Here is a 23,290-nt window from a genome sequence, read left to right on the forward strand (position 1 = left end):
TTTTCGGAAAGTCCGATGCGGCAATCTAAAGTGCTAAAGCGTACTTTGTGCGTCCAAGTGGACGCACGTCGCTTTAGTAACACCGCCCTTCTTGATTTTACCGTTAGCCGCCGATGGCTGCCTTACGGGCTTCGACGATGACGTTGTAGAAGTCCGGCTTCACCGGGACGTAGCCGGTAAAATCGCCGCCTTCGATGCCTTCGAAGCAGGCCTTGTCCTTCTTGGGGAGCTGCGTGAAAAAGTCGGCAAGCTTCGCGGTCATGTCGTCGCCGAGCGCAGTGCGCACGACCAGCGGGCCGTTCGGGATCAGGCCCGAGCGCCAGACTTCGACGAAGTCGTTGGGGTCGACGGCACCCTTGGCGACTTCCTTGTGGAAGGTGCCGGAGGTGTAGCCATCCTTGAAGTCGCCGATGCCGGAAGAGTCGTCGACCGCCACGTCGACCTTGCCGTCACGCACGGCCAGAACGTTGTTCTCGTGGCCACCATTGAACTGCGTCGAAGCGAAGAAGGTTTCGTTGGAGGCACCGGTGTCCTTCGGAATCTGGGTCAGCGGGATCAGATAGCCGGAGGTCGAATCCGGATCGGCGTAGCCAAGCTTCTTGCCCTTGGCCGACTTGATGTCGGTGATGCCGGAGGACTTGAGCGCCAGGCCGATCGAATAATAGCCGGTCGCGCCGTCAGTCTGCTGGGTGGTGAGGATCGGGGTGACGGCCTTCGGGTCCTTGAGAACGACGCTGGCGTAGCCGGATGCGCCGAGCTCGGCGAAGTCGAGCGTGCCACCGAGCAGGCCCTGGATGACACCGTCATAATCGGCGGCCGGGAACAGCGACACTTTCTCGAAGCCGAATTCTGCCTTCAGGTGGTCGGCGAGGCACTGATAGTTGCGCAGTCGGTCGGTCTCGTTTTCACCGCCGAGAATGCCGACGCGAAATTCCTTCATATCGGCGGCATGGGCAATGCCGGTCGCCATTGCGAGCACCGAAACGGCGCCAAAAACCATCTTCCTGAACATCTGATATCTCTCCTGTAGGTTCCGGCCCCGCGCCGGCAGCGTTCTTGATTTCGACAGGTGCCCTTGACGCGGGCGGGCGATCCCGATCGCTCTTTCCTGGCCCATGGTCTTTCCCAAAAACCGGATTCCAAGTTTCGCTAACGCGGACCTTCGGTTCGGGACCATGGGCTCAGTAACCCGGGAATGCGGGCTCGAGCGGTCCGGCGGATGCGGCGATCTTTTGCTTGATGGCAACGCTGGTCGAGGTGATGGCCTCGGAGATTTCGCCGCCATTGCTGTCGGCGCCATAGACGAGACGCACGGCCTCGCGGTTGAGCTCTTCCGGCGGGCCATCGAAGACGACCTTGCCGGCAGCCATGCCGATGATGCGATTGCAATAGGTGCGGGCGGTATCCAGCGTGTGAAGATTGGTGACGACGGTGATGCCTTCGCGCAGATTGATATCCTGCAGCGAATCCATCACCACCTTGGCGTTGAGCGGGTCGAGCGAAGCGATCGGCTCGTCGGCGAGGATAACCCTGGGCTGCTGCATCATGGCACGCGCGATGGCGACGCGCTGCTGCTGGCCGCCCGACAAGGTGCCGGCGGGCTGCAGTGCCGTGCGGGCGATATCGAGCCGCTCCAGCGCCGCAACCGCCTCGGCGCACTCGGCGCGCGAGAACATACCGAACAGATTGGTGATGGTCGAACGGTGGTTCAGCTTGCCGAGCAGCACGTTGGTCAGCACATCGAGGCGCGGCACCAGGTTGAACTGCTGGAAGATCATGGCGCAGTCGCGCTGCCAGCGCCGCAACGGCGAACCACGCAGCTGGGAAACCTCGGCGCCGTCAAAAAAAATCGACCCCTGGCTGGGATCGATGAGACGGTTGATCATGCGCAAAAGGGTCGATTTGCCGGCTCCGGAACGGCCGATAATGCCGACCATCTGACCTTGCGGGATGGAAATGTCGACATTGCTGACGGCGATGTTCTTGCCAAATCGGCGAGAGACGCCGCGGATTTCGAGCGTGGCTGACGTTGCTGACATGGGCAGGTTCCAGTCCAGTCGCGGTTGAAGGTCTGTTGGCCTTCGCTAGCGCAGCGCCATGAACCTGCGGTGTCGGATTGATGTCAGTTTTGTTACCGCCCACAGACGCGGCGTCTGGCGTCCCTTTCAGAGCGATCAGCCGAGCACAAGCAACTCCTCGAAGTGCTTCATGTCGCGGAATGCACAGAAGGCAGGCGTCCTGATCTCGATCACCGGCGCCTGCCGCGCGAAAAGCGCGAGAGAGTCATCGAACAATGCTTGCCATTCAGCCGCCCTGTCGTCGGCAAGACGCTGGATCTGATAGGCAAAGGTGATGTGGAAGACGTAAGCGTCGTGATCGGGGTGCCGGTATCCGAACGGCACGGCCAAGGCATCGCGCCAGGCACGCATGATGCCCACGTCCTCGTCCGTCGCGCCGGCAACGGTGAGTCCCGTCGGTACGACTTCGACCACCTTGATGTTGAACGGGCCAAGGCCCTCGAAGCCTTTCAGCCGTTCCAGATAGAGGCGGGTCATCGCGTCGATGCTGGTGTCGAGCGGTACGTCACCCGGCCAGTAGGGCAAGCGGCGGCGGTACTCGATGATGCCCTGGAAAAGCGTCATGTGCAGGCTGGAGACGGGCGTGAAGGCGAGCCGGTCGGCGTCGGGCATCGCCAGCATCCGGTCGCGCACCGCAAGCACCACGGCCTCGGATGGCGAACCGCTGACCAGGTGGCTGACAACCGTATTGCCGGGTTCGATCAGGAAATTGCCCGACGTGTCATAGCGGGTGCCGAGATGCACCGGAGGGGTCGGATTGGAGCCGGCAAAGAATCCGGCGAGCGACGGTCTGACAGAAACAGGCATTGCGATCTCCAAGGGAAAGACCGCGTCCTGCCCCGGCGATGTGTCAGGGATATGAAACAGGTTCGCCCATGACGATGATGTGATGGCCTATCTCTCGTTGTCTAACGCAATTCCGGACGGAAAACCGGTTCCCACTTTTCCTGCAATTGCTCTACCCGCCATATTTCTCCAGGAAGGCTTCGGCCTCAAGCGACCGAAAATCATCGAGCGAGGCGCGTAGCCTTGTGTGGTCCCAGTCCCACCAGGCAAGCGCCTGGTAGCGCTCGGCGGTGCGACGGTCGAAGCGCTCGCGGATCGGCCTGGCCGGCACGCCACCGACGATGGTGTAGGGCGCGACATCTTTCGAGACGACCGCTCCGGCGCCGACCGCCGCGCCATCGCCGACAGTGACGCCAGGCAGGATGGTCGAGCCGTGACCGAGCCAGGTGTCATGACCAATGGTGACGCGCTTGGCGCGGCGCTGGGCGAAGAATTCGCTCTCGTGCTCGGCATCGTCCCAATAGTCGGAGGCGCGATAGGTGAAATGGTGCAGCGTCGGCCGCCATGTCGGGTGGTTGGTGGCGTTGATGCGCACGCTTGCCGCAATGTTGGAAAACTTGCCGATCGTCGCGCACCAGACGGCGCAGTCCTGCATCATGTAGGAGTAATCGCCGAGTTCGCTTTCGGAAACCCGGCTGCGGTCGGCGATCTCGGTCCAGCGGCCAAGTGTCGAGTTCTGTATCTCCGCCGTCGGGTGGACCAGTGGCGCTTCCGATAATTTCCTGGTCATGCGGCGATTTTTCCCGGGGCAAAAACGGTGACGTCAATGATGCGGTCGGCAACCGCCTCGCGCACGTCGTGGTCATGGAAGATGCCGAGCAGGGCGACGCCCGCCGTCTTCTTGCCAGCGATGAGTTGGATCACCACGTCGCGGTTCCTGGCGTCGAGCGAGGCGGTCGGCTCGTCGAGCAGCAGGATCGGGTGCTCGGTAATGAAGCCGCGCGCTATGTTGACGCGCTGCTGCTCGCCACCGGAGAAGGTCGCCGGCGGCAGAGCCCAGAGTTTCTCCGGCAGGTTGAGTTGCGCCAGCAAGGCGCGCGCCTTGTCGCGCGCGCTCTCGCGGTCCTCGCCGCGCTCGACCAGCGGCTCGGCGACGACATCCAGCGCCGGGACGCGCGGCACGGTGCGCAGGAACTGGCTGACATAGCCGATGGTCTGGCGGCGCACCGCAAGCACGGTGCGCGGGCTGGCGGTGGCAAGGTCGATCAGGCCGTCGTCATGGCTGACGATGATCTGACCCTCGTCGACGGCGTAGTTGCCGTAGAGCATCTTGAGGATCGAGCTCTTGCCAGCGCCGGACGGGCCGCCAAGCACGGTGCATTCGCCAGCCCTGATCGAGAACGAGACACCGGCGACGACAGGCAATTTGATACCGTCGCGCAGATGCATGGTGAAGCTCTTGGCGACGTCGGAGACGACGAGCGGGGTTGCCATGTCAGTGTCCTTTGCTTTGCCGCATGATCTGGTCCGAAAACCGCCTTCCACTTTTCGGGATCACGCGGCTAGACCTGCAAAATGGAAGAAACGAGAAGCTGGGTGTAGGGCGCGCGCGGGTCATCGAGCACACGGTCGGTGAGGCCGCTTTCGATGACGCGGCCGTCCTTCATCACCATCATGCGTTGCGACAGCAGGCGTGCCACGGCGAGGTCGTGGGTGACGACGATGGCGGCGAGACCAAGATCGGTGACCAGACCGCGCAACAGGTCGAGCAGGCGCGCCTGCACCGAGACGTCGAGGCCGCCGGTCGGTTCGTCCATGAACACCAGGCGTGGCCCGGTGACGAGGTTGCGGGCAATCTGCAGGCGCTGGCGCATGCCGCCGGAAAAGGCGCGGGGCTCGTCGTCGATGCGGTCCTCGTCGATCTCGACGCGCGACAGCCAGTCGACGGCCGTGGCGCGGATCTTGCCGTAATGGCGATCACCCACAGCCATCAGTCGTTCGCCGACATTGGCTCCGGCCGACACAGTCATGCGCAGGCCATCCGCTGGGTTCTGGTGGACGAAACCCCAGTCGGTGCGCATCAAAAAGCGGCGCTCGGCCTCGCTCATGCGGTAGAGTTCGCGGAACTGGCCGTCGCGCATGCGGTAGCTGGCGGTGCCGGAGGAGGGCAGCAGCCGTGTCGACAGGCAGTTGAGCAGCGTCGTCTTGCCGGAGCCGGATTCGCCGACCACCGCCAGAACTTCGCCCGGCCACAGGTCGAAGGAGACGTTGTCACAGCCGACGCGCGAGCCGTAGAATTTGGAAAGCGCCGAGACGCGCAGCAATGGTTCGTCGGTCATTGCGCCGGCTCCATGTTTCCTGGGGCAAGGTGGGTTTCCGGTGCAAGACGGCCGCGATGGCCCTCTTCACGCCGCTTCTCGCAGTGATCGGTGTCGGAGCAGACGAACATGTGGCTGCCATGGTCATCGAGAATGACCTCGTCGAGATAGACATTCTCGGCCGCGCACAACGCGCAGGGTTGGTCGAAGGTCTGCACCTCGAACGGATGATCCTCGAAGTCGAGGCTGACCACGCTGGTGAAGGGCGGCACCGCGTAGATGCGCTTTTCGCGGCCGGCGCCGAACAGCTGCAGGGCCGGCGAGCGGTGCATCTTGGGATTGTCGAATTTCGGCGTTGGCGACGGGTCCATCACATAGCGGCCCTCGACCTTGACTGGATAGGCATAGGTGGTGGCGATGCGGCCATGCCTGGCGATGTCCTCGTAGAGCTTGACATGCATGAGGCCGTATTCCTCCAGCGCGTGCATCTTGCGCGTTTCGGTCTCGCGCGGCTCGAGGAAGCGCAGTGGCTCCGGGATCGGCACCTGGTAGACCAGCACCTGGCCCGCCGTCAGCGGATGTTCGGGGATGCGGTGGCGGGTCTGGATGATGGTGGCGCTGGCGGTGTCGGTCGTCACCGCGACATTGGCGACCTTCTTGAAGAAGGCACGAATGGAGACTGCGTTGGTGGTGTCGTCGGCACCTTGGTCGATGACCTTGAGCACATCGTCGGGGCCGATGATCGAGGCGGTGACCTGGACGCCGCCGGTGCCCCAGCCATAGGGCATCGGCATTTCGCGCGAAGCGAACGGCACCTGATAGCCGGGGATGGCGATGCCCTTGAGGATCGCCCGGCGGATCATGCGCTTTGTCTGCTCGTCGAGATAGGCGAAGTTGTAGGTGGCGATGTCGGTCATGGCGATCACATCCGCTCTATGCTATTGAATTGACTTCCAATGCGCGGAAACAGGGCCAAGTTCAGATGACCCAAACCGGATGGATACACATCGGAATCCTGCTGCTGGTTTTCGCCGGCGTGGTTGCCTTTGTCCTTCGAAGAATGGTTCTTCCCACGCCGAAAGATGGCGCGCAGGGCGAGACTGTTGCCGGCGCAAGTGGTGGTTACGGCGGCGGCTTGGTTGATGGCGGCGGCCATTAGCATCACTCCGCAGCCTCCCTCTTCTCTTCCGCCTTCACTGGGTTTTCACGGGCTTCATATTCGGCGCGCATGCGGCGCACGAGGTCGAGTTCGGCCTGGAAGTCGACATAGTGCGGCAACTTCAAATGCTCGACGAAGCCGGTCGCCTGGACATTGTCGGAATGCGAGATGACGAACTCCTCGTCCTGGGCGGCGGCGACGACATCCTCACCCAACTCGCTGGCGCGCAACGCCCGGTCGCAGAGCGCCATCGCCATCGCCTTGCGCTCGCTCTGGCCGAAGACGAGGCCGTAGCCGCGGGTGAATTGCGGCGGCGCCTTGGCGGAACCCTTGAACTGGTTGACCATCTGGCATTCGGTGACCCGCACTGTGCCGAGCGGCACGGCGAAGGGCAGTTCGGGCACATCCAGTTCCAGCTCGACCTCACCGATGCGGATCTCGCCGACGAAGGGGTGGTTGCGGGCATAGCCGCGCTGGGTGGAATAGCCGAGCGCCAAAAGGAAGCCTTCGTCGCCGCGTGACAGCGCCTGCAGGCGGATGTCGCGCGCCATCGGGAACTCCAGCGGCTCGCGGGTGATGTCGCCGGGGACATGATCCTGCGGCATCTCGCCGTCGGGCTCGATCAGGCCCTCGCGGGCGAGGATCGCCGAGACGCGCGGCATGGCTTCTGCTTCCGTCTCGCGTTGTAGCGGCTCGGCAACATCGGCGCCGGCGGCAAGCTCGGGATCGAGCAGCCGGTGGGTATAGTCGAATGTGGGCCCAAGCAGCTGGCCGCCGGGCAGGTCCTTGTAGGTTGCCGACACGCGCCGCTCGACCAGCATGTTGGTGGTGTCGATCGGCTTTGTGTAGCCGAAGCGCGGCAGCGTGGTGCGATAAGCGCGCACCAGGAAGATCGCCTCGATCATATCGCCGCGCGCCTGAACGATGGCCAGTGCCGCCAGTTCGCGGTCGTAGAGCGAGCCTTCGCTCATCACCCGGTCGACGCCGAGCGCCAACTGCTCGACGATCTGATCGAGCCGAAGTGCGGGCACCGAACGGTCGCCGCGCCGGCGGTCGGCAAGTAGGCCGTGCGCGTTGGCAATTGCGGCTTCGCCACCTTTTACCGCGACATACATCCTACGCCTCCATCGTTCTAATGCGCGTCGTGCGCGGCAGGCAGGCGATGCCGTCAGCGGTGGCGAGGATGATGTCGACGCCGCGCGGAAAGCGCTTGATATTCTGCTTCCACTGCTCGACGAAATGACGCGGCATCCGGGCCGGTGCGATCGTGGTGCTGGTCTCGATGCCAGGGCCTTCGAGCAGCAACGGGGCGCCCGAAGCGAGATCGCCGACTTGCAGGATCAGGGTGGTCGAACGATCGGGATAGTCCTGTGTGCCTTGCGAAAAACCATCGAGCGCCATCATCTCGGCCGGCGTGGCGACAAATGCGAAATGGGCATCGGCCGGTGTGTTGGCCAGTGGTGCGCCAGAATGGAAACCGAGCCAGGATTTGATCGCAGCGGAGGTTTGCAGCACCGGGTCGAGCCAGAGCGGGGTGTCATTGTCGCAGAGCGCCAATGCTATGGCGCCGGCGGTTGCCGAGAGCGGCGCCGGCGGGCGGGCGAAGGCGGGCAGCGGCTGCACGCTGCCCGGCCGCGCCATCGCGTCCATGACGGCGCGGAACACGGTCTGGGCGTTGAAGACCGGATCGGCGAACCCGCCCTCGATCGATTGCACAGCTGCGTCCATCAATCTTCTCCGCGAACCATTGTGAAGAAATCCACCTTCGTCGCCGCCGTCTCGGCGCGGCGCCGTTCATGCGCTGTGGTCAGCGCCGCCTGCAGGGGTGCGATGATTTTGGTCTCGATCTCGTTGCGGCGGGCCGGGTCCTGCCACAGCGCGTCGGCGATGGCCGCCAGCCTTGCCTTCTGCCTGTCGCGGCCAAGCGCATAGCAATGGCCTACCTGCCCGGACGGCAGCCTGACGGTGGCGCGGGTTACGGTCGCCTCGCCGACATTGAAGGGCGCGCCGCCACCGCCGATGCGGCCGCGCATGGTCACCAGGCCGGTCTCGGGGCCGCGCAGCAGTTCAGCTTCCGAGGGCAGGCCGGCCTCGTTCCAGAGCCGGACGATGTCATCGCCGCTGGATTGCGCCAGTGTTGCCATGGCGGCCTTGCGCTCGGCCTGGTCGCGGGCTTCCTGTCCTCGCATGAGCGACATTCCTCTTGTCTGAATTTGTCTATTGATATAGACATCTATACAAATTATACCCATTATCTAACGCGTGTCCATGACGGGTGGATGACAAGCGATAGAAGGTTGCGGGCAAATGATGATCGGGCGGCTGGCAGCTGACAGAATCGAGCGGCGCAGTGGCGTCTCGCTCTGGCGGCAGATTGCCGACAAGATCCTGCACGCGATCGCCATTGGCGATTTTGTCGAGAATGCCGCGCTGCCGCCGGAGGTGGCGCTGGCCGAGCGCTACGGCGTCAACCGTCACACCGTGCGCAGCGCCATATCCGCCCTTGTGCAGGAAGGAGTACTGCGGGCCGAGCAGGGGCGCGGCACCTTCGTGCTGTCGCGCAAGCGGCTGTCCTATCCGATCGGTGCGCGCACGCGTTTTTCGACGGGTCTGCAAGGGCAGACGTCGGAAAGGCACATCGTCCTGCTCGCTTCGTCGGTCGAGCCGGCCAGCCAACGCGTCGCCGAGGGCCTTGGCCTTGCCAGGGGGGCGGATGTGATACGGCTGGAGACGCGCGGCGAAGCCGATGGGCGGCCGGTGTCGCGCGCCGCCGGCTGGTTCGAAGCCCGGCGCTTCGCCGGCATCGATGCCGCGATGGCGGAAACCGGTTCGATCACCGCATCGCTGGCGCGGTTCGGCATAGACGATTATCTGCGGCAGTCGACCGTGCTGTCGGCGCGCCATGCCGACGCCGCCGATCTTGCCGATCTCGACCTGCAGCCGGGTGCCATCGTGCTGGTCACGGTCGCCGTCAACGTTACGCCCGACGGCCAGCCGATCCAGTTTTCCGAGTCGCGCTTCCCGGCCGAGCGGGTGGAACTGAAGCTGTCGGCGCTGTAGGAAGTGCCGGCCTTATACGAGACCAGCGGCTTGGCGTTTGAGGACCGTCTTCGACCTGCGTGGGGCGTCGTCAATTCCGGCCGGGCTCACCGCCTGCCGTGTTATGACCCGACCTCGATCACAGCCTTGATCAGGCCGGATTTCTCGTGTGCCCAGCGGGCGAGATCGCGCGGCGTTTCGGTGAGCGATGTGCGGTGGGTGACAAGCTTGGCCAATGGCACCGCGCCGTTGCGGATCGAGGCCGCGACGTGATCGAAGTCGGCGCGCAGCGCATTGCGGCTGCCGATCAGCGTCATCTCTCGCTTGTGGAATTCCGGATCGGAAAAGACGATGTCGTCCTTGACGACGCTGACCAGCACCAGTGTTCCACCATGGGCGACATGGGCGAAGGCCGACTGCACCGACTGGGTGTTGCCGGTGGCGTCGAAAACCATTTCGAAGCCTTCGCCGCCGGTTGCTTCCTCGACCAGATCTGGTACCGCGCCGCGCGAGCCGTCGAGGGTCTGGAAGCCGAGCTCGCTCGCGGCGAAGGCGAGCCTTTCGCTGCTCATGTCGAGCAGCGTCACGTCGAGCCCGGCGATGCGGGCGAAGATGGCCGTGCCGAGCCCGATCGGACCGGCTCCGATGACCAGCGTGCGGGCGCCGGGATCGGCGCGTGAGCGCCGCACGGCATGCGCGCCGATGGCGAGGAACTCGACGGCGGCGGCGTCCGCCAGCGACAGACCGTTTGCCGGATAAAGATTTTGCGCCGGCACCAGGATCCGTTCGCACATAGCGCCGTCGCGATGGACGCCGAGCACCTCGATGCTGACGCAGCAGTTCGGCTTGCCGTGCCGGCAAGCGATGCACTTGCCGCAGGAAAGATAGGGGTTGATGACGACTGGCTCGCCAACGACCAGATCCACACCTTCACCGGCCTCGACCACGGTTCCCGACACTTCATGGCCCATGATGCGGGGATAGGCGAGGAACGGGTGCTTGCCCTCGAAGATATGGTAGTCGGTGCCGCAGATGCCGACATGGCTGACCGCCACCAGCGCCCAGCCGGGTGGTGGCGAGCCGGGTGCGGGACGATCTTCCAGGACAAGATCGCCGGGCGAGCGGCAGATGACGGCTTTCATGCTTCAATCCAGTCTTGTCATGAAATCGCCGGCCCGGCAGTCATGTCGGGCCGACGATTGATTGAGGGCGGTCTACTTGCCGCGGCGGCGCAGCCCGTCGAAGTAGACGATGATGATGATCAGCGCGCCGGTAATGATGCGCTGCCAGAACGAGTTGACGTTGAGCAGATTGGCGCCGTTGTTGATGGTGGCGAGGATGAAGGCGCCGAGCAACGGGCCATGGACGGAGCCGACGGCGCCGAACAGCGAGGTGCCGCCGATCACCGACGAGGCGATGGCCTGCAGTTCCCAGCCTTCGGCCTGGGTCGGATTGCCGATGCCGATGCGGGCGGCAAGCAGCACGCCGACGAAGGCCGCGCAGAGGCCCGACAATGTGTAGGCCATGTAGATAGTGCGCTGGACGTTGACGCCGGAAAGGCGCGAGGCCTCGGCGTTGGAGCCGACCGAGAACAGATACCGGCCCCAGCGGCTGTGGTGGAGGAAAACATAGGCCGGAATGCCGACCAGGATGACCATCCAGAACAGATTGGGGATGCCGATGAAGGAATTGCGCGAGAACGCGGTGAAGGTGTCGCTGTTGATGTTGATCGAGTTGCCATTGGTCATCAGCAAGCCGATGCCGCGCAGCGAGGTTAATGTCGCCAGCGTGATGATGAAGGGTGGCAGGCCCATCTTGACGATGCCGAAGCCGTGAAACATGCCGATGCCAACGCCGACCAGCAGCGTCACCAGAATGGCGAGCCAGATGGGGAAACCGGCATTGATCATCATGGCGACGACGACGGTGGCGAAGCCGACCACGGCGCCGACCGACAGGTCGATGCCACCGGTGATGATGACGAAGGTCTGGCCGACCGCCATGATGGCGATCATCGAGCCCTGGCGCAAAAGATTGGCCAGGTTGTTGCCCGAGGCGAAGCTTGGCGTCGCCACTGAAAGCACGATCCACAGCAGAACCAGCAGCGCCAAGAGCGTCAGCCCAAACAGCACGTTGTAGTTGCGCTTCGGTTTCTCGACAGCAATCGCCTCGGTGCTCATATCTCTCCTCCCAGCTTTTCTTGTTTCTCGGCGAGCGCCTGCGTGAGAATGTCCTCGTGGCTGGCGGCGCGAAAACCGTGCGTCGCCACCAGTTTGCCGCGCCGGAAAACGTGCAGCGTGTCGGCGAGCTCGTAGACTTCCGGCAGGTAGGACGAGATCAGGATGATGCCGGCGCCTTTCGACAACAGTGCGCCGAACAGGCGGTAGATCTCGGCCTTGGTGCCGACATCGACGCCGACCGTCGGTTCGTCGAAGATGAACAGCTTGGCGCCATGGGCCAGCCATTTGCCGATGACGATCTTCTGCTGGTTGCCGCCCGAAAGGCTGGAAGCCAGCGCGCCGCGCGTCGGCGTCTTGATGCGAAGATCGGCGATCTGGCGGTCGGCTTGGGTCTTTTCCTGCGCGTTCGAAATCAACAGATTGTTCGAAATGCGCTTGTAGATCGGCAGATTGAGATTGAGCCCGACCGACAGGTTGAGACAGAGACCCTGGTCGCGGCGGCTTTCCGGCGCCAGCGCCATGCCGAGCTTGATCGCATCATGCTCGGAATTGACCTGGACCTCCTTGCCTTCCCAGAAAATCTGGCCCGCTGATTTGCGGTGGCGGCCGTAAAGCGTGGTGACGAACTCGCTGCGCCCGGCGCCGATCAGACCATAGAGCCCGACGATCTCGCCGGCGCGAACCGTCATCGAGACATCCTCAAAGCCCTTGCCGGACAGGTTCCTCGCCTCGAGGATCGCGGCGCCGGGGGTGAAATGCTCCTTGTGATAGACCTGCTCGATCGAGCGGTTGATCATCATCTTGACCAACTCGGCATCGTTGGTCTCGGCGATGTTGCGGGTGCCGACCAGGGTGCCGTCGCGCAGCACGGAAACGCGGTCGGCGAGTTCGAACACCTCCTCCATGCGATGGCTGATATAGATGATCGTCACGCCTTCGCTTTTAAGGCGACGGATCAGGGTGAACAGCTGGTCGGCCTCCTTGCGGGTCAGGTAGGCCGTGGGTTCGTCGAAGATCAGGAACTTGGTTCCGCGCACGGTGGCGCGGGCCGCCGCGATGAGCTGCTGCTGGCCGATGGTGAGGTCGCCCAGCGTGACATGCGCCGGCAGGTCGAAGCCGAGATCGTCGATGATCTTCTGCGCGTCCTTGACCATGGCCCGCTGCTGCAGGATGCCGAAGCGCGAATTCTCCTCGCCGAGGAACATGTTGGCGGCGACCGTCAGGTGGCGGCAGAGCACCACTTCCTGATGCACGGCATTGATGCCGAGCGCCATCGCCTCATGCGGTGTCGCCAGGGCTGCCGGCTGACCTTCCCAGATGACCTCTCCGGAGGTGCGCGGCATGACGCCGGTCAAAAGCTTGATGAGGGTCGATTTGCCAGCGCCATTCTCGCCGACGATGGCGTGGATCTCGCCAGACTTGAAGGCGAGGTTGACCGGCTTCAGCGCGTGGGTGCCGGGATAGCGCTTCTCCAGCCCCCGCAATTCGAGGATGGTCCGCCCTGGTGCCAGCACCGGTGCCGGATGCAGTTCCTGCGCCGTCGACGTCATGACAATCCTCCCAGATTGGCCTCACGATTGGCACGCGGCAGGGCAAATATGCCCGGAAAACAGCCTAGCCTAAGCCCGCGGATTTCCAAGCAGCTTGTGCCGGCGGCGGATGTTTCCGGGGCCTGGGCCCCGGAAACCATTGCGGATGCGATGCTCAGAGCTTCGGGTTGAGCAGCGCGTCGATCTTCGGTTCTTTCATGTTGTCCTTGGTCACCAGATTGGCGCCGGTGTCGACATTGGCCTCGACCTTCTCGCCTTTCGAGGCAGCGAGCGCGGTCTTGATGCCGTCATAGCCCATCCGGTACGGATCCTGGACGACAAGGGCGGAAATGACGCCGTCGTTGAGGAACTTGATCAGCTTCTCGTCGCTGTCGAAACCGACCAGCGCCAGCTTGCCGCCGAGGTTGTTTTCGGCGACGGCCTGACCGACGCCCTGCGCCATGATCAGGTTGGAGGCGAAGATGCCCTTGAGGTTCGGGTTGGCGGTGATCAGGTCGGTGGCGATGTTGAGGCCGGTGGTGGCCTGGCCGTCGGCATATTTGTCGGCGACCAGCTTCAGGCCCGGATATTTTGCCTTGAGCTGTTCGGTGAAGCCCTGCTTGCGCTGTTCGAGCGAGCCGGCGCCAGGTGCGTTGGTGATCAGGGCGACGTCGCCCTCGATCTTGCCGCCGTTGGCGGCGCCGATGGCGGCTGCGAGGCCGTCGGCGGCGACGCGGCCACCCTGCACGTTGTCGGTGGTCAGGAACGAGGTGAACGCCTTGGAGTCGGCGCCGGAGTCGATGCCGATAATCTTGACCTTGGCGGCGGCTTCATCGATCGGCTTGCCAAGCGCCTTGAATTCGGTCGGTGCGATCACGATGGCCGCCGGGTTGCTGGCAACGGCGTTCTCGAGGATCGACACCTGGCCGTTGACATCGGTTTCGGCCTGGGCACCGAGCTCGGGCACGTTGACGCCGAGATCCTTGCCTGCCTTGCGGGCACCGGCCAGAACGATCTGCCAGTAGAAGGACGTGGTGTCCTTGACGATGATCGGAATGGTCACGTCCGCCGCCGAAACCGGCGCCGAATGCATGACGCCGGCGAGCATCGAAGCTGCTGCCAGCGCCATCACAGCGCGGCGGTTGAGAATGCTGGTCACGAATTTCATTAGGATTCCTCCCTAAGTCGCCCGTTGAACGTTACGGTAGCTCCGTCCGGATAGGCGCGGCCCAAACAGAACTTTATCAATAAAAAACAGTTACGATGTTTTGATAGTGCATCGATCCTGTCGATGCAAGCGGTGTTTCGCGCCAATCCTCCCGAGGTGTGGCGGAGGCACATCGACCGCACCGCTTCTCCCTTGCCGCGGTCAAGCGCTTCCCGTTCCGTTCCTTGAAGATATGGAATATTAATTCCATACCTTAGTCAATATGGAATATTCGTTCTTCCTTGGCATCGCAAGTTTGTGAAGCCGGGGCCTGCGAGAGCGGGCGTTTCGGCGGGGCGCCAGCCTCATCCCAACTCCTGCACCACCGTATAGGGACGGTATCTGGCATAGTCCGTGTCCGGCACTTCGATGTCGAGCAGTTCGAGGTTGCGCGTCAGGTTTGCCAGCTTGGCGGTGCCGGTCAGCACCGTGGCAACCGCCGGTTCATGCAGAGGAAACTGGAAGGCGGCAGCGGCGAGGGGATAACCGCCTTCGGCGGCGATCCTTTCCATCGCTCCGACGCGGTCGAGCACATCGTGGCTGGCGGGCTGGTAGTCGAAATGCGCGCCCTGGACCGGCCCGGTCGCCAGTATGCCGGAGTTGAACACGCCGCCGATGACCAGTGACGTCTGTTGCGCCCGGCACAGCGGCAGCAATTCCGCTTCCGCGCTGCGGTCGAGCAAGGAATAACGGCTGGCGAGCAGGATACAGTCGAGCGGCGCCCGGCGCATGACGTCGAGGCAGATATGGACTTCATTGACGCCGAGTCCATAGGCGGAAATGACGCCAGAGGATTTCAGCTCCTCCAGCGCCTTGAGACCGCCATCCATCAGCTGGCGAAAGTACAGCTTGTTCTTCTCGACGCCATGCGTGTAGGCGCCGATGTCATGCACGAACAGGATGTCGATCTTGTTGAGGCCAAGCCGCGCGTAGCTGAACTCGACCGAGCGCATGATGCCATCATAGGAGTAATCGTACTCCAGTGCGAAGGGCAGCGGATCGACATAGGAGTGATCGGGAACCTGGTCATCGGGCACCGGGTGGAACAGGCGGCCGACCTTGGTCGACAACACATAGGAATCGCGTGGCTTGTAGCGCAGGAAGTCGCCGAAGCGTCGTTCCGACAGGCCGAAACCGTAGAAGGGCGCGGTGTCGAAGTAGCGCAAGCCCGCTTCCCAGGCGCCTTGCAGCGTCTCCATCGCCGCCTCGCGCGTACAGGCGCGGTAGAGGCCGCCGATCGCGGCGCCGCCAAAGCTGACCTCGCTGACCTCGAGCGCAGTCTGACCGATGCGGCGTTTTTCCATGCACGACCTCCCGTTCCCGACCGTTGTCCGGCCTGGCAGTCTTCAGATATCGGTGAAATCTAGAGCGTTGCGCCAAGATGCCAGGGCACGAACTCGTTGTCGCCGTAACCGAAATCCTCGCTCTTGGTCTTGCGGCCCGAAGCCGTCTCGACGATCAGTTCGAAGATCTCGCGGCCCATGCCGGCGATGGTCTTTTCGCCGGAGGCGATGACGCCGCAGTTGACGTCCATGTCCTCTTCCATCTGGTGGTACATGGTCGAATTGGTGGCGACCTTGATCGACGGCGTCGGCCGGCAGCCGAAGCAGGAGCCGCGGCCGGTGGTGAAGACGATGACGTTGGCGCCGCCAGCCACCTGGCCGGTGGCCGAGACAGGATCGTAGCCGGGCGTGTCCATGAACACCAGGCCGTGCCCGGTGACCTTTTCGGCATAGCCGAACACGCCGTTGAGCGGCGTCTGGCCGCCCTTGGCAACCGCGCCCAGCGACTTTTCCAGGATGGTGGTCAGGCCGCCGCGCTTGTTGCCGGGCGAGGGGTTGTTGTCGATCGAGGCGCCGTGCTTGGCGACGTGATCCTCCCACCATTTCACGAACCCGTCGAGTTTCTGCGCGACCTCCGGCGTTGCCGCGCGATAGGCAAGCAGATGCTCGGCGCCGTAGATTTCCGTGGTTTCGGAGAGGATGCCGATGCCGCCGACGCCCGCCAGGATATCGACAGCCGCACCCAGCGCCGGATTGGCCGTGATGCCCGACATGCCGTCGGAGCCGCCGCATTGCAGGCCGACGACGATCTCGCTGACCGGGATCGGCTCACGCTTCAACTGACCGATTTCCTCGGCGATCTCGGCCAGCACGCCCATCGCCTTTTCGACCGATTTGCGCGAACCGCCGGCGTCCTGGATGTTGAAATGGCGTTTGCCGGCAGCGACGCCCTTCTGGCCGTAAAGGGTCAATTGATTGACCTCGCAGCCGAGACCGACCATCAGCACGCCGCCGAAATTCGGATGGCGGGCATAGCCGGCGAGCGTGCGGTGCAGCACCATCATGCCGTCGCCGGTGGCGCTCATGCCGCAGCCCTGGCCGTGGACGATGGGGACGAAGCCGTCGATGCCGGGATATTTCGGCAGCAGCGTGCGGTTGGCTGTGTCGGCAATGGAACGGCAGACGGTGGCCGAGCAGTTGACGCTGGCGATGATGCCGATGAAGTTGCGCGTGCCGGCGCGGCCATCGGCGCGGCGATAGCCCATGAAGGTGCGGGCGCGGTCCGCTTCCGTAGCATGCTCCGCCTCGCTCGGCGGCACCACCGGCAAGCGGCCGGATTCGAAAACCAGATTGTGCGAATGGACATGCTCGCCGGGCGCGATGTCCTGCGTGGCGCGGCCGATCGCCTGGGCGTATTTGACCACGGCCGAGCCGGCGGGAATGGGCTTGATCGCCACCTTGTGGCCGGGCTCGATGACGGCGGTGGCAAGCGCGCCGCCCGGCAGCGTGGTGCCGATCTCGATGCGGCCGTTGGCGACAGCGACATTGTCGGCGGCGGAGAGAAGAATGCTATTCGAGGCGTTCACGGGCGGTTTCCTGGGTGATCCTGGGATGCGCGGGCGGATTGACACGCGCCTGTTAAGAGATAATGTCTTTTATCGTGAAAAAACATTTTTGCGTCAATTGTTTTTTCGCCGCAGCTCCGCATGGCTCTGGGTGAGGGGTGCGTCAAGCACTGAGCCAGACCATGGATTGCCGAAAAGCGATTCCGCTTTTCGGGGCCATGCGTTAGGAACGTCATATTGCGCTTCAAGCCGGCCACCGCAAGCGCCGGGCGTGCAACGGGTCAGGGATGTCGAAGAGCAACAACGTCTACAAGGATGCCTACAATCGCTGCCTCAGGCTGCTCGACGAAACGCGCAGCCTGCCGTCGGAGCCGGAGCTGGGTACCTTGCTTGGCGTCAGCCGTACGACCGTCCGCAGCATCCTTTCGCGCATGGAAGAGACCGGGCTGATCACCTGGAACAAGCGTGCCAAGACGGTGCTGCGCGAACCGCGTCCAGATGACTTCTTCCCGGAGGAAGAAACCGACACGCTGGCAGAGATCATCGAGCGGTCGTTCATGCGACGGCTGCTTGCCGGTGGCGCCGAGGCCGGCATGCAGATCAACGAGCTCGAACTGGCGCGCGAGATCGGGGTCGGCACCACCAGCGTGCGCGAGTTCCTGATCCGCTTCTCCCGCTTCGGCCTGATCGAGAAGCGCCGCAACAGCCATTGGGTGCTGAAGGGCTTCACCCGCGCCTTCGCGCTGGAGCTGACCGAAATCCGCGAGATGTTCGAACTGCGCTCGGCGGCCGCCTTCGCCGCCTTGCCGCAAGACAGTACCGTCTGGGTCGATCTCGACCGTCTGGAAGACGAGCATCGCCTGCTCGCGCGCGAGATCGCCACCCGCTTCAACGAATTCTCGGAGCTGGACGAGCGCTTCCACCGGCTCATCCATCGCGCGTCGCGCAACCGCTTCATCGTCGATTTCTATGACGTCATCGCCATGATCTTCCACTATCACTACCAGTGGAACAAGGCGCAGGAGCGTGAGCGCAACGAAGTGGCGGTCGGTGAGCATCTTGCCTATATCGAGGCGCTCAAGTCGCGCGACCTCGGCAAGGTCGACGCGGCCTGCCGCAAGCACCTGAAGTCGGCGCGTCACACCTTGCTGACCTCGATCCCTGAAAACCGGCCGCTGCCAAAGTCCTGATCGCGCCGCGTTGCCGCAGCATCGAATTGCCGATTTTCCACCCGCCAGCCGCGTGCTAGACATGTAGCATTGCTGCACAGAGGCAGGGCTTTGAGCGTATCGAGAAGACGGTGGAGCATGCCGGTCGCGCTTGTCGCGGCCTATCTGCTGCTGCTCCAGTCGACGCTCGGCGCGTTCGCCTTTGGCGCCGGGCCGACTGCAGCGCAGATCGACGCTTTCGGCAACGTCATCTGTACCCATGAGGGTGCGGCCGAGCTTCCGGGCGGCAATCCGCAACCGTCCCATATGCCGGCATGCTGCGTGCTTGGCTGCAGCATGGTTTCGGTGGCCTTCGCGCCGCCGCCCGACACGGGCCTGGCGCTGGGCAGCCTGTCCTTTGAACCGGTCGCTTTTGTCTTCCCGGCGACGACGCACCTGGACTTCGCGCGTGAGCGCTCGCCGTCGAACCCGCGCGCGCCACCGCTGACGGCCTGAGCCTGTTTGCCCTGCGGAACCTTTCGCCGGCGTACCCATCCAAAGATCAGAACTGCTCGCGACCGGTACCGGCGCGATCATCCCTTCATGGAGCAACCATGTCCTATTTTTTCCTTACCGCGGCGCGGCCTACGCTCGGCCGCAACAGATTCTTCCTGCGTAGCTTCGAGGAGCGTCTCGGCATTGCCGTGCTGGCTTTTGCCCTGTTGTTCGCCGGCGCCCCCACTGTCCTGGCGCATGAGTTCAAGGTCGGCGATCTCGAGATCGGGCATCCCTGGTCGCGCGCCACGCCGGCCGGTGCCAAGGTGGCCGGCGGCTATTTCACCATCACCAACAATGGCAGTGCGCCGGACCGGCTGCTGTCGATTTCCTCCGATGTTTCGGACAAGGCCGAGCTGCATGAGATGGCGGTGAAGGACGGTGTCATGACGATGCGGCCGGTTGCCGGCGGCCTGGAAATTCCGGCTGGCGGCAAGGTGGCCCTTGCGCCTGGCGGCTATCACCTGATGTTCATCGGACTGAAGCGGCAACCCAAGCAAGGCGAGAAATTTTCCGCCACGCTGACTTTCGAAAAGGCTGGCACGGTCAGCGTCGATTTCGCCGTCGAAGGCATGGGCGAGATGGGTGGCATGGACGACCACGCCAATTGATCGCGCCAGCAAGTTTCAGAGGGACCATCATGAACAAGTATCTTTTGTCGGCTGGCGCGCTTTTCGTGCTGGGGACAAGTGCCGCCTTCGCGCACATAACGCTCGAAACCCAGGAAGCCGCGGTCGGCTCGACCTACAAGGCAATCCTGCGCGTGCCGCATGGCTGCGACGGCAAGGCGACGACCGCGGTGCGGGTACAGATCCCAGAAGGGGTGATCGCGGTGAAGCCGATGCCTAAGCCGGGTTGGACATTGCAGGCCAAGAAGGGCAAATACGAAAAATCCTACCAGCTCTACGGCCAGGCGGTGACCGATGGGGTGAAGGAAGTCGATTGGAGCGGCGGCAGCCTGCCGGATGAATTCTACGACGAGTTCGTCTTCCGTGCACAGTTGACCGCGGATCTGCCGGCGGGTGAAAAACTCTACTTCCCGGTGGTGCAGGAATGCGATGGCGTCGCCGATCGCTGGATCGAGATCCCGGCGGCCGGCCAGGATGAAGATGCGCTGGAGTACCCGGCACCCGGCATCAAGCTGTTGCCCAAGAAATGATTTTGGCGGCGCGCTCCGGATCGGAGCGCGCCGCTCTTTCAGGGGTGATGACATGAACGCGGCATTTGTCCTGGAGCAGGCCTGCACCACCGGCCGTGGCGTCGGCCGGCTGGCTGCTGGCCTGCTGCTTGGATTTCTGCTGCTTGCCGCGACACTGATGCCGGACCGGGCCTTTGCCCATGCCGCCCTGATCAAGACAGATCCAGCCGACGGCGCGGTGCTGGCGCAGGCTCCGGCACGGTTCTCTTTGACCTTCAGCGAGCCGGTGTCGCCGCTGGTGCTGACGCTGGTGAAGCCCGACGGCACGCCGGTTGCACTGACATCCTTCCGTCTCGGCGACCAGACGGTCGAGATCGACAATCCGCAGACCCTTGGGTCCGGTACGCATGTGCTGAGCTGGCGGGTCATTTCCGCCGACGGTCATCCGGTCGGCGGTTCGCTGCTGTTTTCCATGGGCGCGCCAAGCGCGCCGCCCGCCGTGCCCGAATTTGTCGACTGGCAGTTGCGCTCGGCAATCTGGGTCGGCAAGGTCTTTCTCTACATCGGCCTTTTCCTTGGCGTCGGTGGCGCCTTCGCCTTCGCCTGGTTGGCCCGGGGCGGACAGGCCGGTCGGCGTTTCGTCATCGCTGCCATCCCGTGCGGGCTGGTCGCGGCATCCTTGTCGCTCGGCCTGCAGGGGTTGGATGCACTCGGGGCACCGCTCTCGCATCTGGCGCAGCCGGTCATCTGGCGGACCGGGCTCGGCACCAGTTTCGGCTGGACGGTGCTGATTGCGCTGATGGCGCTCGGCCTCGGCCTGCTGTCGCTGGTCGGGCCGCGCGCGACCGCCAAGCCATTCGCCCTGGCAGGGCTGGCCGGCGTGGGTGCCGCGCTTGCCGCAAGCGGCCACGCCAGTGCCGCCGAACCTCAATGGCTGACGCGGCCGATGGTGTTCCTGCATGGTGTCGGCATCGCTTTCTGGGCTGGCGCGTTGATGCCGCTCGGCCTGGCGCTGAAGGGTCAATCGGCCGAAGCCGTGCCATTCCTTCGCCGGTTTTCTTGGCTGATCCTGCCTGTGGTGGCCGTGCTTGCGGCCGCCGGCATCATGCTTGCCATCATCCAGGTGCAGACACCCACAGCGCTGGTCGATACCGCCTATGGCCGGCTGTTGCTGATCAAGCTCGGGCTTTTGGTCTTCCTGTTCACGCTCGCCGCCGTCAACCGCTGGAAACTCACGGCGTCGGCCGAGGCGGGAGCGACGGAAGTGCAACGCAGGCTGTCTCGCTCGATCGGCGTCGAAATGCTGATCGTGCTGGCGATCTTCGGCGTTGCCGCGGGATGGCGCTTCACGCCGCCGCCACGGGCACTGGCGATCGCGGCGGCGCAACCCGCCTCGGTCCACATTCACGCGCTGAAGGCGATGGCCGATCTCAGCATCACGCCCGGCCACGCCGGGCCGGTCGTTGCCTCGCTGATCATCATGACCGGCGATTTCGGGCCGCTCGACGCCAAGGAGGTGACGCTGGTGCTTTCAAAACCGGATTCCGGCATCGAGCCGCTGAAGCGCGCCGCGACCAAGCCCGGCGACGGCAGCTGGCGTGTCGACAACCTCGTCATCCCGGTCCCCGGCAAGTGGACGGTACGCATCGATATCCTGGTCTCGGACTTCGAGATGGTGAAGATCGAAGCGCCTGTAGACATCAGGCCGTAGAGCCGGACTGCCAGGCGTTGGCACGAGCCGGCCCCACAATCCGGGCAACACAATTCGGCGAGGCGGTTGACGTGACCCGAAAGGCCCGTCAATCATCTCGCCAAGAATGGGCATCCGCGCAAATCGCGAGCTCGAACCAACAAGATCCGAAAGCAGGGAAGAAACGATGGAAAAAGCCGAAATCGGCCTGATCGGCCTTGGCACGATGGGCTCCAACCTGGCGCTCAACATTGCCGAGCATGGCCACCGCATCGCCGTCTTCAACCGCACCAGGGCACGCACCGACGCTTTCGTCGAGAATGCCGGCGCGCTGAAGGAGATGGTGGTGCCTTGCTACAGCCTGGAAGAGCTCGCCGCGGCGATCCGGCCGCCGCGCCCCATCATCATCATGGTGCTGGCCGGCAAGCCGGTCGACGAGCAGATCGCGGCTTTGCGTGGCGTGCTGTCGGCCAATGACATCGTCATCGACGCCGGCAACGCCAATTTCCGCGACACAATGCGGCGCTTCTCCGAACTTTCCGGTTCAGACCTCACCTTTATCGGCATGGGTGTTTCCGGCGGCGAGGAGGGCGCGCGCCACGGACCGTCGATCATGGTCGGCGGCACCGAAGAGAGCTGGAAGCGCGTCGAGAAAGTGCTGACCGCCATTTCCGCCAAGTTCAAGGATGAACCCTGCGCGGCATGGCTCGGCACCGACGGCGCCGGGCATTTCGTCAAGACCATCCACAACGGCATCGAATATGCCGACATGCAGATGATCGCCGAAATCTACGGCATCCTGCGCGACGGCCTCGGCATGGGGCCGAAGGACATCGGCACGGTGTTTTCCAACTGGAACAGGGGCCGGCTCAACTCCTACCTGATCGAGATCACCGCCAAGGTGCTGGCCGCGGACGATGCGAAGACCGGCAAGCCGGTGGTCGACATCATCCTCGACCGCGCCGGCCAGAAAGGCACCGGCAAATGGTCTGTCATCGAGGCGCAGCAGCTCGGCATTCCGGCGACGGCGATCGAGGCGGCGGTGGCGGCACGCGTTCTGTCGTCGATCAAGGACGAACGCCTGGCGGCGGAAAAAGCCTATGGCAATGTCGGCGTGGCGAAGATTTCGGGCGACAAGGACGCGCTGCTGAAAGACCTTGAACTGGCGCTGTTCGCCGGCAAGATCGCCGCCTATGCGCAGGGTTTCGCGGTTATGAGCGGCGCATCCAAGGAGTTCAACTGGAACCTGCCGATGCCAACCATCGCCAAGATCTGGCGAGCCGGCTGCATTATTCGTTCGCAACTGCTCGACACCATGGCCGAGGCCTTCGGCAAGGGCAGCGCTTCGACCAATCTGTTGATGGCCCCAGCCTTCATCGCCATGATGCAGGAAGCGCATCCGTCGCTGCGGCGCGTCGTGGCAAGAGCATCCGAGGCCGGTGCTCCGGTGCCGGCGCTGTCTTCGGCACTTGCCTATTTCGACAGCTATCGCCAGGGACGCGGCACCTCCAATCTGATCCAGGCGCAGCGTGATTTCTTCGGCGCGCATGGCTTCGAGCGCATCGACGGGCCGGGCGCGTTCCATGGTCCGTGGGGCAGTGGCGCGACTGGCTGA

The 23,290-nt window shown here is 63.7% G+C and carries 24 protein-coding genes; 7 read left to right on the forward strand and 17 right to left on the reverse strand.

Going from position 1 to position 23,290, the window contains the following annotated elements; translation table 11 throughout:
* Positions 1-103: 103 nt before the first annotated feature.
* From phnD to phnG, 11 genes are all read right to left on the reverse strand, one after another.
* Positions 104-1,012, reverse strand: a complete 909-nt coding sequence (gene phnD / locus AC56QP_RS23115; protein WP_489863341.1) for a phosphonate ABC transporter substrate-binding protein — start codon at positions 1,010-1,012, stop codon at positions 104-106.
* A gap of 169 nt (positions 1,013-1,181) precedes the next feature.
* Positions 1,182-2,039 (reverse strand): phosphonate ABC transporter ATP-binding protein, encoded by an 858-nt coding sequence (gene phnC, locus AC56QP_RS23120; protein WP_269907379.1) that lies wholly within the window; start codon positions 2,037-2,039, stop codon positions 1,182-1,184.
* A 135-nt stretch (positions 2,040-2,174) separates the two neighbouring features.
* Positions 2,175-2,885: a DUF1868 domain-containing protein gene (locus AC56QP_RS23125; protein ID WP_489863340.1), complete on the reverse strand. Its 711-nt coding sequence runs from the start codon at positions 2,883-2,885 to the stop codon at positions 2,175-2,177.
* A gap of 151 nt (positions 2,886-3,036) precedes the next feature.
* Entirely contained in the window at positions 3,037-3,654 is a 618-nt protein-coding gene (locus AC56QP_RS23130; protein ID WP_489863339.1) for a DapH/DapD/GlmU-related protein, read from the reverse strand.
* Positions 3,651-4,358, reverse strand: coding sequence for a phosphonate C-P lyase system protein PhnL (gene phnL, locus AC56QP_RS23135; RefSeq protein WP_489863338.1), 708 nt, complete (start codon positions 4,356-4,358; stop codon positions 3,651-3,653). The genes AC56QP_RS23130 and phnL overlap by 4 nt, the downstream gene beginning before the upstream one ends.
* Before the next feature lie 68 nt (positions 4,359-4,426).
* The gene (gene phnK / locus AC56QP_RS23140) at positions 4,427-5,203 is read right to left on the reverse strand and encodes a phosphonate C-P lyase system protein PhnK (protein WP_091583414.1); all 777 of its coding nucleotides are present in this window, start codon (positions 5,201-5,203) and stop codon (positions 4,427-4,429) included.
* Positions 5,200-6,099: an alpha-D-ribose 1-methylphosphonate 5-phosphate C-P-lyase PhnJ gene (locus tag AC56QP_RS23145; RefSeq protein WP_489863337.1), complete on the reverse strand. Its 900-nt coding sequence runs from the start codon at positions 6,097-6,099 to the stop codon at positions 5,200-5,202. The genes phnK and AC56QP_RS23145 overlap by 4 nt, the downstream gene beginning before the upstream one ends.
* 5 nt (positions 6,100-6,104) lie before the next feature.
* Positions 6,105-6,338, reverse strand: a complete 234-nt coding sequence (locus AC56QP_RS23150; protein WP_489863336.1) for a hypothetical protein — start codon at positions 6,336-6,338, stop codon at positions 6,105-6,107.
* Positions 6,339-6,343: 5 nt separating this feature from the next.
* Positions 6,344-7,456 carry a carbon-phosphorus lyase complex subunit gene (locus AC56QP_RS23155; protein WP_489863335.1) on the reverse strand — a complete coding sequence of 371 codons (1,113 nt, stop codon included), beginning with the start codon at positions 7,454-7,456 and terminating at the stop codon, positions 6,344-6,346.
* A gap of 1 nt (position 7,457) precedes the next feature.
* Entirely contained in the window at positions 7,458-8,069 is a 612-nt protein-coding gene (gene phnH, locus AC56QP_RS23160; RefSeq protein ID WP_489863334.1) for a phosphonate C-P lyase system protein PhnH, read from the reverse strand.
* A complete protein-coding gene (gene phnG, locus AC56QP_RS23165) occupies positions 8,069-8,530 on the reverse strand; it encodes a phosphonate C-P lyase system protein PhnG (RefSeq protein WP_489863333.1) in 462 nt (153 codons plus the stop codon). The genes phnH and phnG overlap by 1 nt, the downstream gene beginning before the upstream one ends.
* A 121-nt stretch (positions 8,531-8,651) precedes the next feature.
* Between phnG and phnF the strand changes: the two genes are divergently transcribed.
* Complete coding sequence (phnF, locus tag AC56QP_RS23170; protein WP_489863535.1) at positions 8,652-9,401, forward strand: phosphonate metabolism transcriptional regulator PhnF; 750 nt, start codon at positions 8,652-8,654, stop codon at positions 9,399-9,401.
* Between the two features lie 101 nt (positions 9,402-9,502).
* Here the strand turns inward: phnF and AC56QP_RS23175 are convergent, their stop codons facing one another.
* The 6 genes from AC56QP_RS23175 to AC56QP_RS23200 form a co-directional block, all read right to left on the reverse strand.
* Complete coding sequence (locus tag AC56QP_RS23175) at positions 9,503-10,522, reverse strand: zinc-binding alcohol dehydrogenase family protein (protein WP_489863332.1); 1,020 nt, start codon at positions 10,520-10,522, stop codon at positions 9,503-9,505.
* 72 nt (positions 10,523-10,594) lie between these two features.
* Entirely contained in the window at positions 10,595-11,560 is a 966-nt protein-coding gene (locus tag AC56QP_RS23180) for an ABC transporter permease (protein WP_489863331.1), read from the reverse strand.
* Positions 11,557-13,110, reverse strand: a complete 1,554-nt coding sequence (locus tag AC56QP_RS23185) for a sugar ABC transporter ATP-binding protein (RefSeq protein WP_489863330.1) — start codon at positions 13,108-13,110, stop codon at positions 11,557-11,559. Before AC56QP_RS23185 ends, AC56QP_RS23180 begins: the two co-directional genes overlap by 4 nt.
* A 154-nt stretch (positions 13,111-13,264) precedes the next feature.
* Entirely contained in the window at positions 13,265-14,257 is a 993-nt protein-coding gene (locus AC56QP_RS23190) for an ABC transporter substrate-binding protein (RefSeq protein ID WP_489863329.1), read from the reverse strand.
* A 344-nt stretch (positions 14,258-14,601) separates the two neighbouring features.
* Positions 14,602-15,600, reverse strand: coding sequence for an aldo/keto reductase (locus AC56QP_RS23195; RefSeq protein WP_489863328.1), 999 nt, complete (start codon positions 15,598-15,600; stop codon positions 14,602-14,604).
* A gap of 59 nt (positions 15,601-15,659) precedes the next feature.
* Positions 15,660-17,165 carry a UxaA family hydrolase gene (locus AC56QP_RS23200; RefSeq protein WP_489863327.1) on the reverse strand — a complete coding sequence of 502 codons (1,506 nt, stop codon included), beginning with the start codon at positions 17,163-17,165 and terminating at the stop codon, positions 15,660-15,662.
* 266 nt (positions 17,166-17,431) lie between these two features.
* Between AC56QP_RS23200 and AC56QP_RS23205 the strand changes: the two genes are divergently transcribed.
* The 6 genes from AC56QP_RS23205 (at position 17,432) to gnd (ending at position 23,290) form a co-directional block, all read left to right on the forward strand.
* The gene (locus AC56QP_RS23205) at positions 17,432-18,334 is read left to right on the forward strand and encodes a GntR family transcriptional regulator (RefSeq protein WP_489863326.1); all 903 of its coding nucleotides are present in this window, start codon (positions 17,432-17,434) and stop codon (positions 18,332-18,334) included.
* 117 nt (positions 18,335-18,451) lie between these two features.
* Positions 18,452-18,808, forward strand: coding sequence for a hypothetical protein (locus AC56QP_RS23210; protein ID WP_489863325.1), 357 nt, complete (start codon positions 18,452-18,454; stop codon positions 18,806-18,808).
* A gap of 98 nt (positions 18,809-18,906) precedes the next feature.
* On the forward strand, positions 18,907-19,458 hold the full coding sequence (locus tag AC56QP_RS23215; RefSeq protein WP_489863324.1) for a copper chaperone PCu(A)C: 552 nt from the start codon (positions 18,907-18,909) through the stop codon (positions 19,456-19,458).
* Between the two features lie 29 nt (positions 19,459-19,487).
* Positions 19,488-20,006, forward strand: coding sequence for a YcnI family copper-binding membrane protein (locus AC56QP_RS23220; protein ID WP_489863323.1), 519 nt, complete (start codon positions 19,488-19,490; stop codon positions 20,004-20,006).
* Positions 20,007-20,058: 52 nt separating this feature from the next.
* Complete coding sequence (locus tag AC56QP_RS23225; protein ID WP_489863322.1) at positions 20,059-21,696, forward strand: copper resistance CopC/CopD family protein; 1,638 nt, start codon at positions 20,059-20,061, stop codon at positions 21,694-21,696.
* 166 nt (positions 21,697-21,862) lie between these two features.
* Positions 21,863-23,290 (forward strand): NADP-dependent phosphogluconate dehydrogenase, encoded by a 1,428-nt coding sequence (gene gnd, locus AC56QP_RS23230; protein WP_489863321.1) that lies wholly within the window; start codon positions 21,863-21,865, stop codon positions 23,288-23,290.

The organism is Mesorhizobium sp. RCAM 05104 (genome assembly GCF_059683645.1).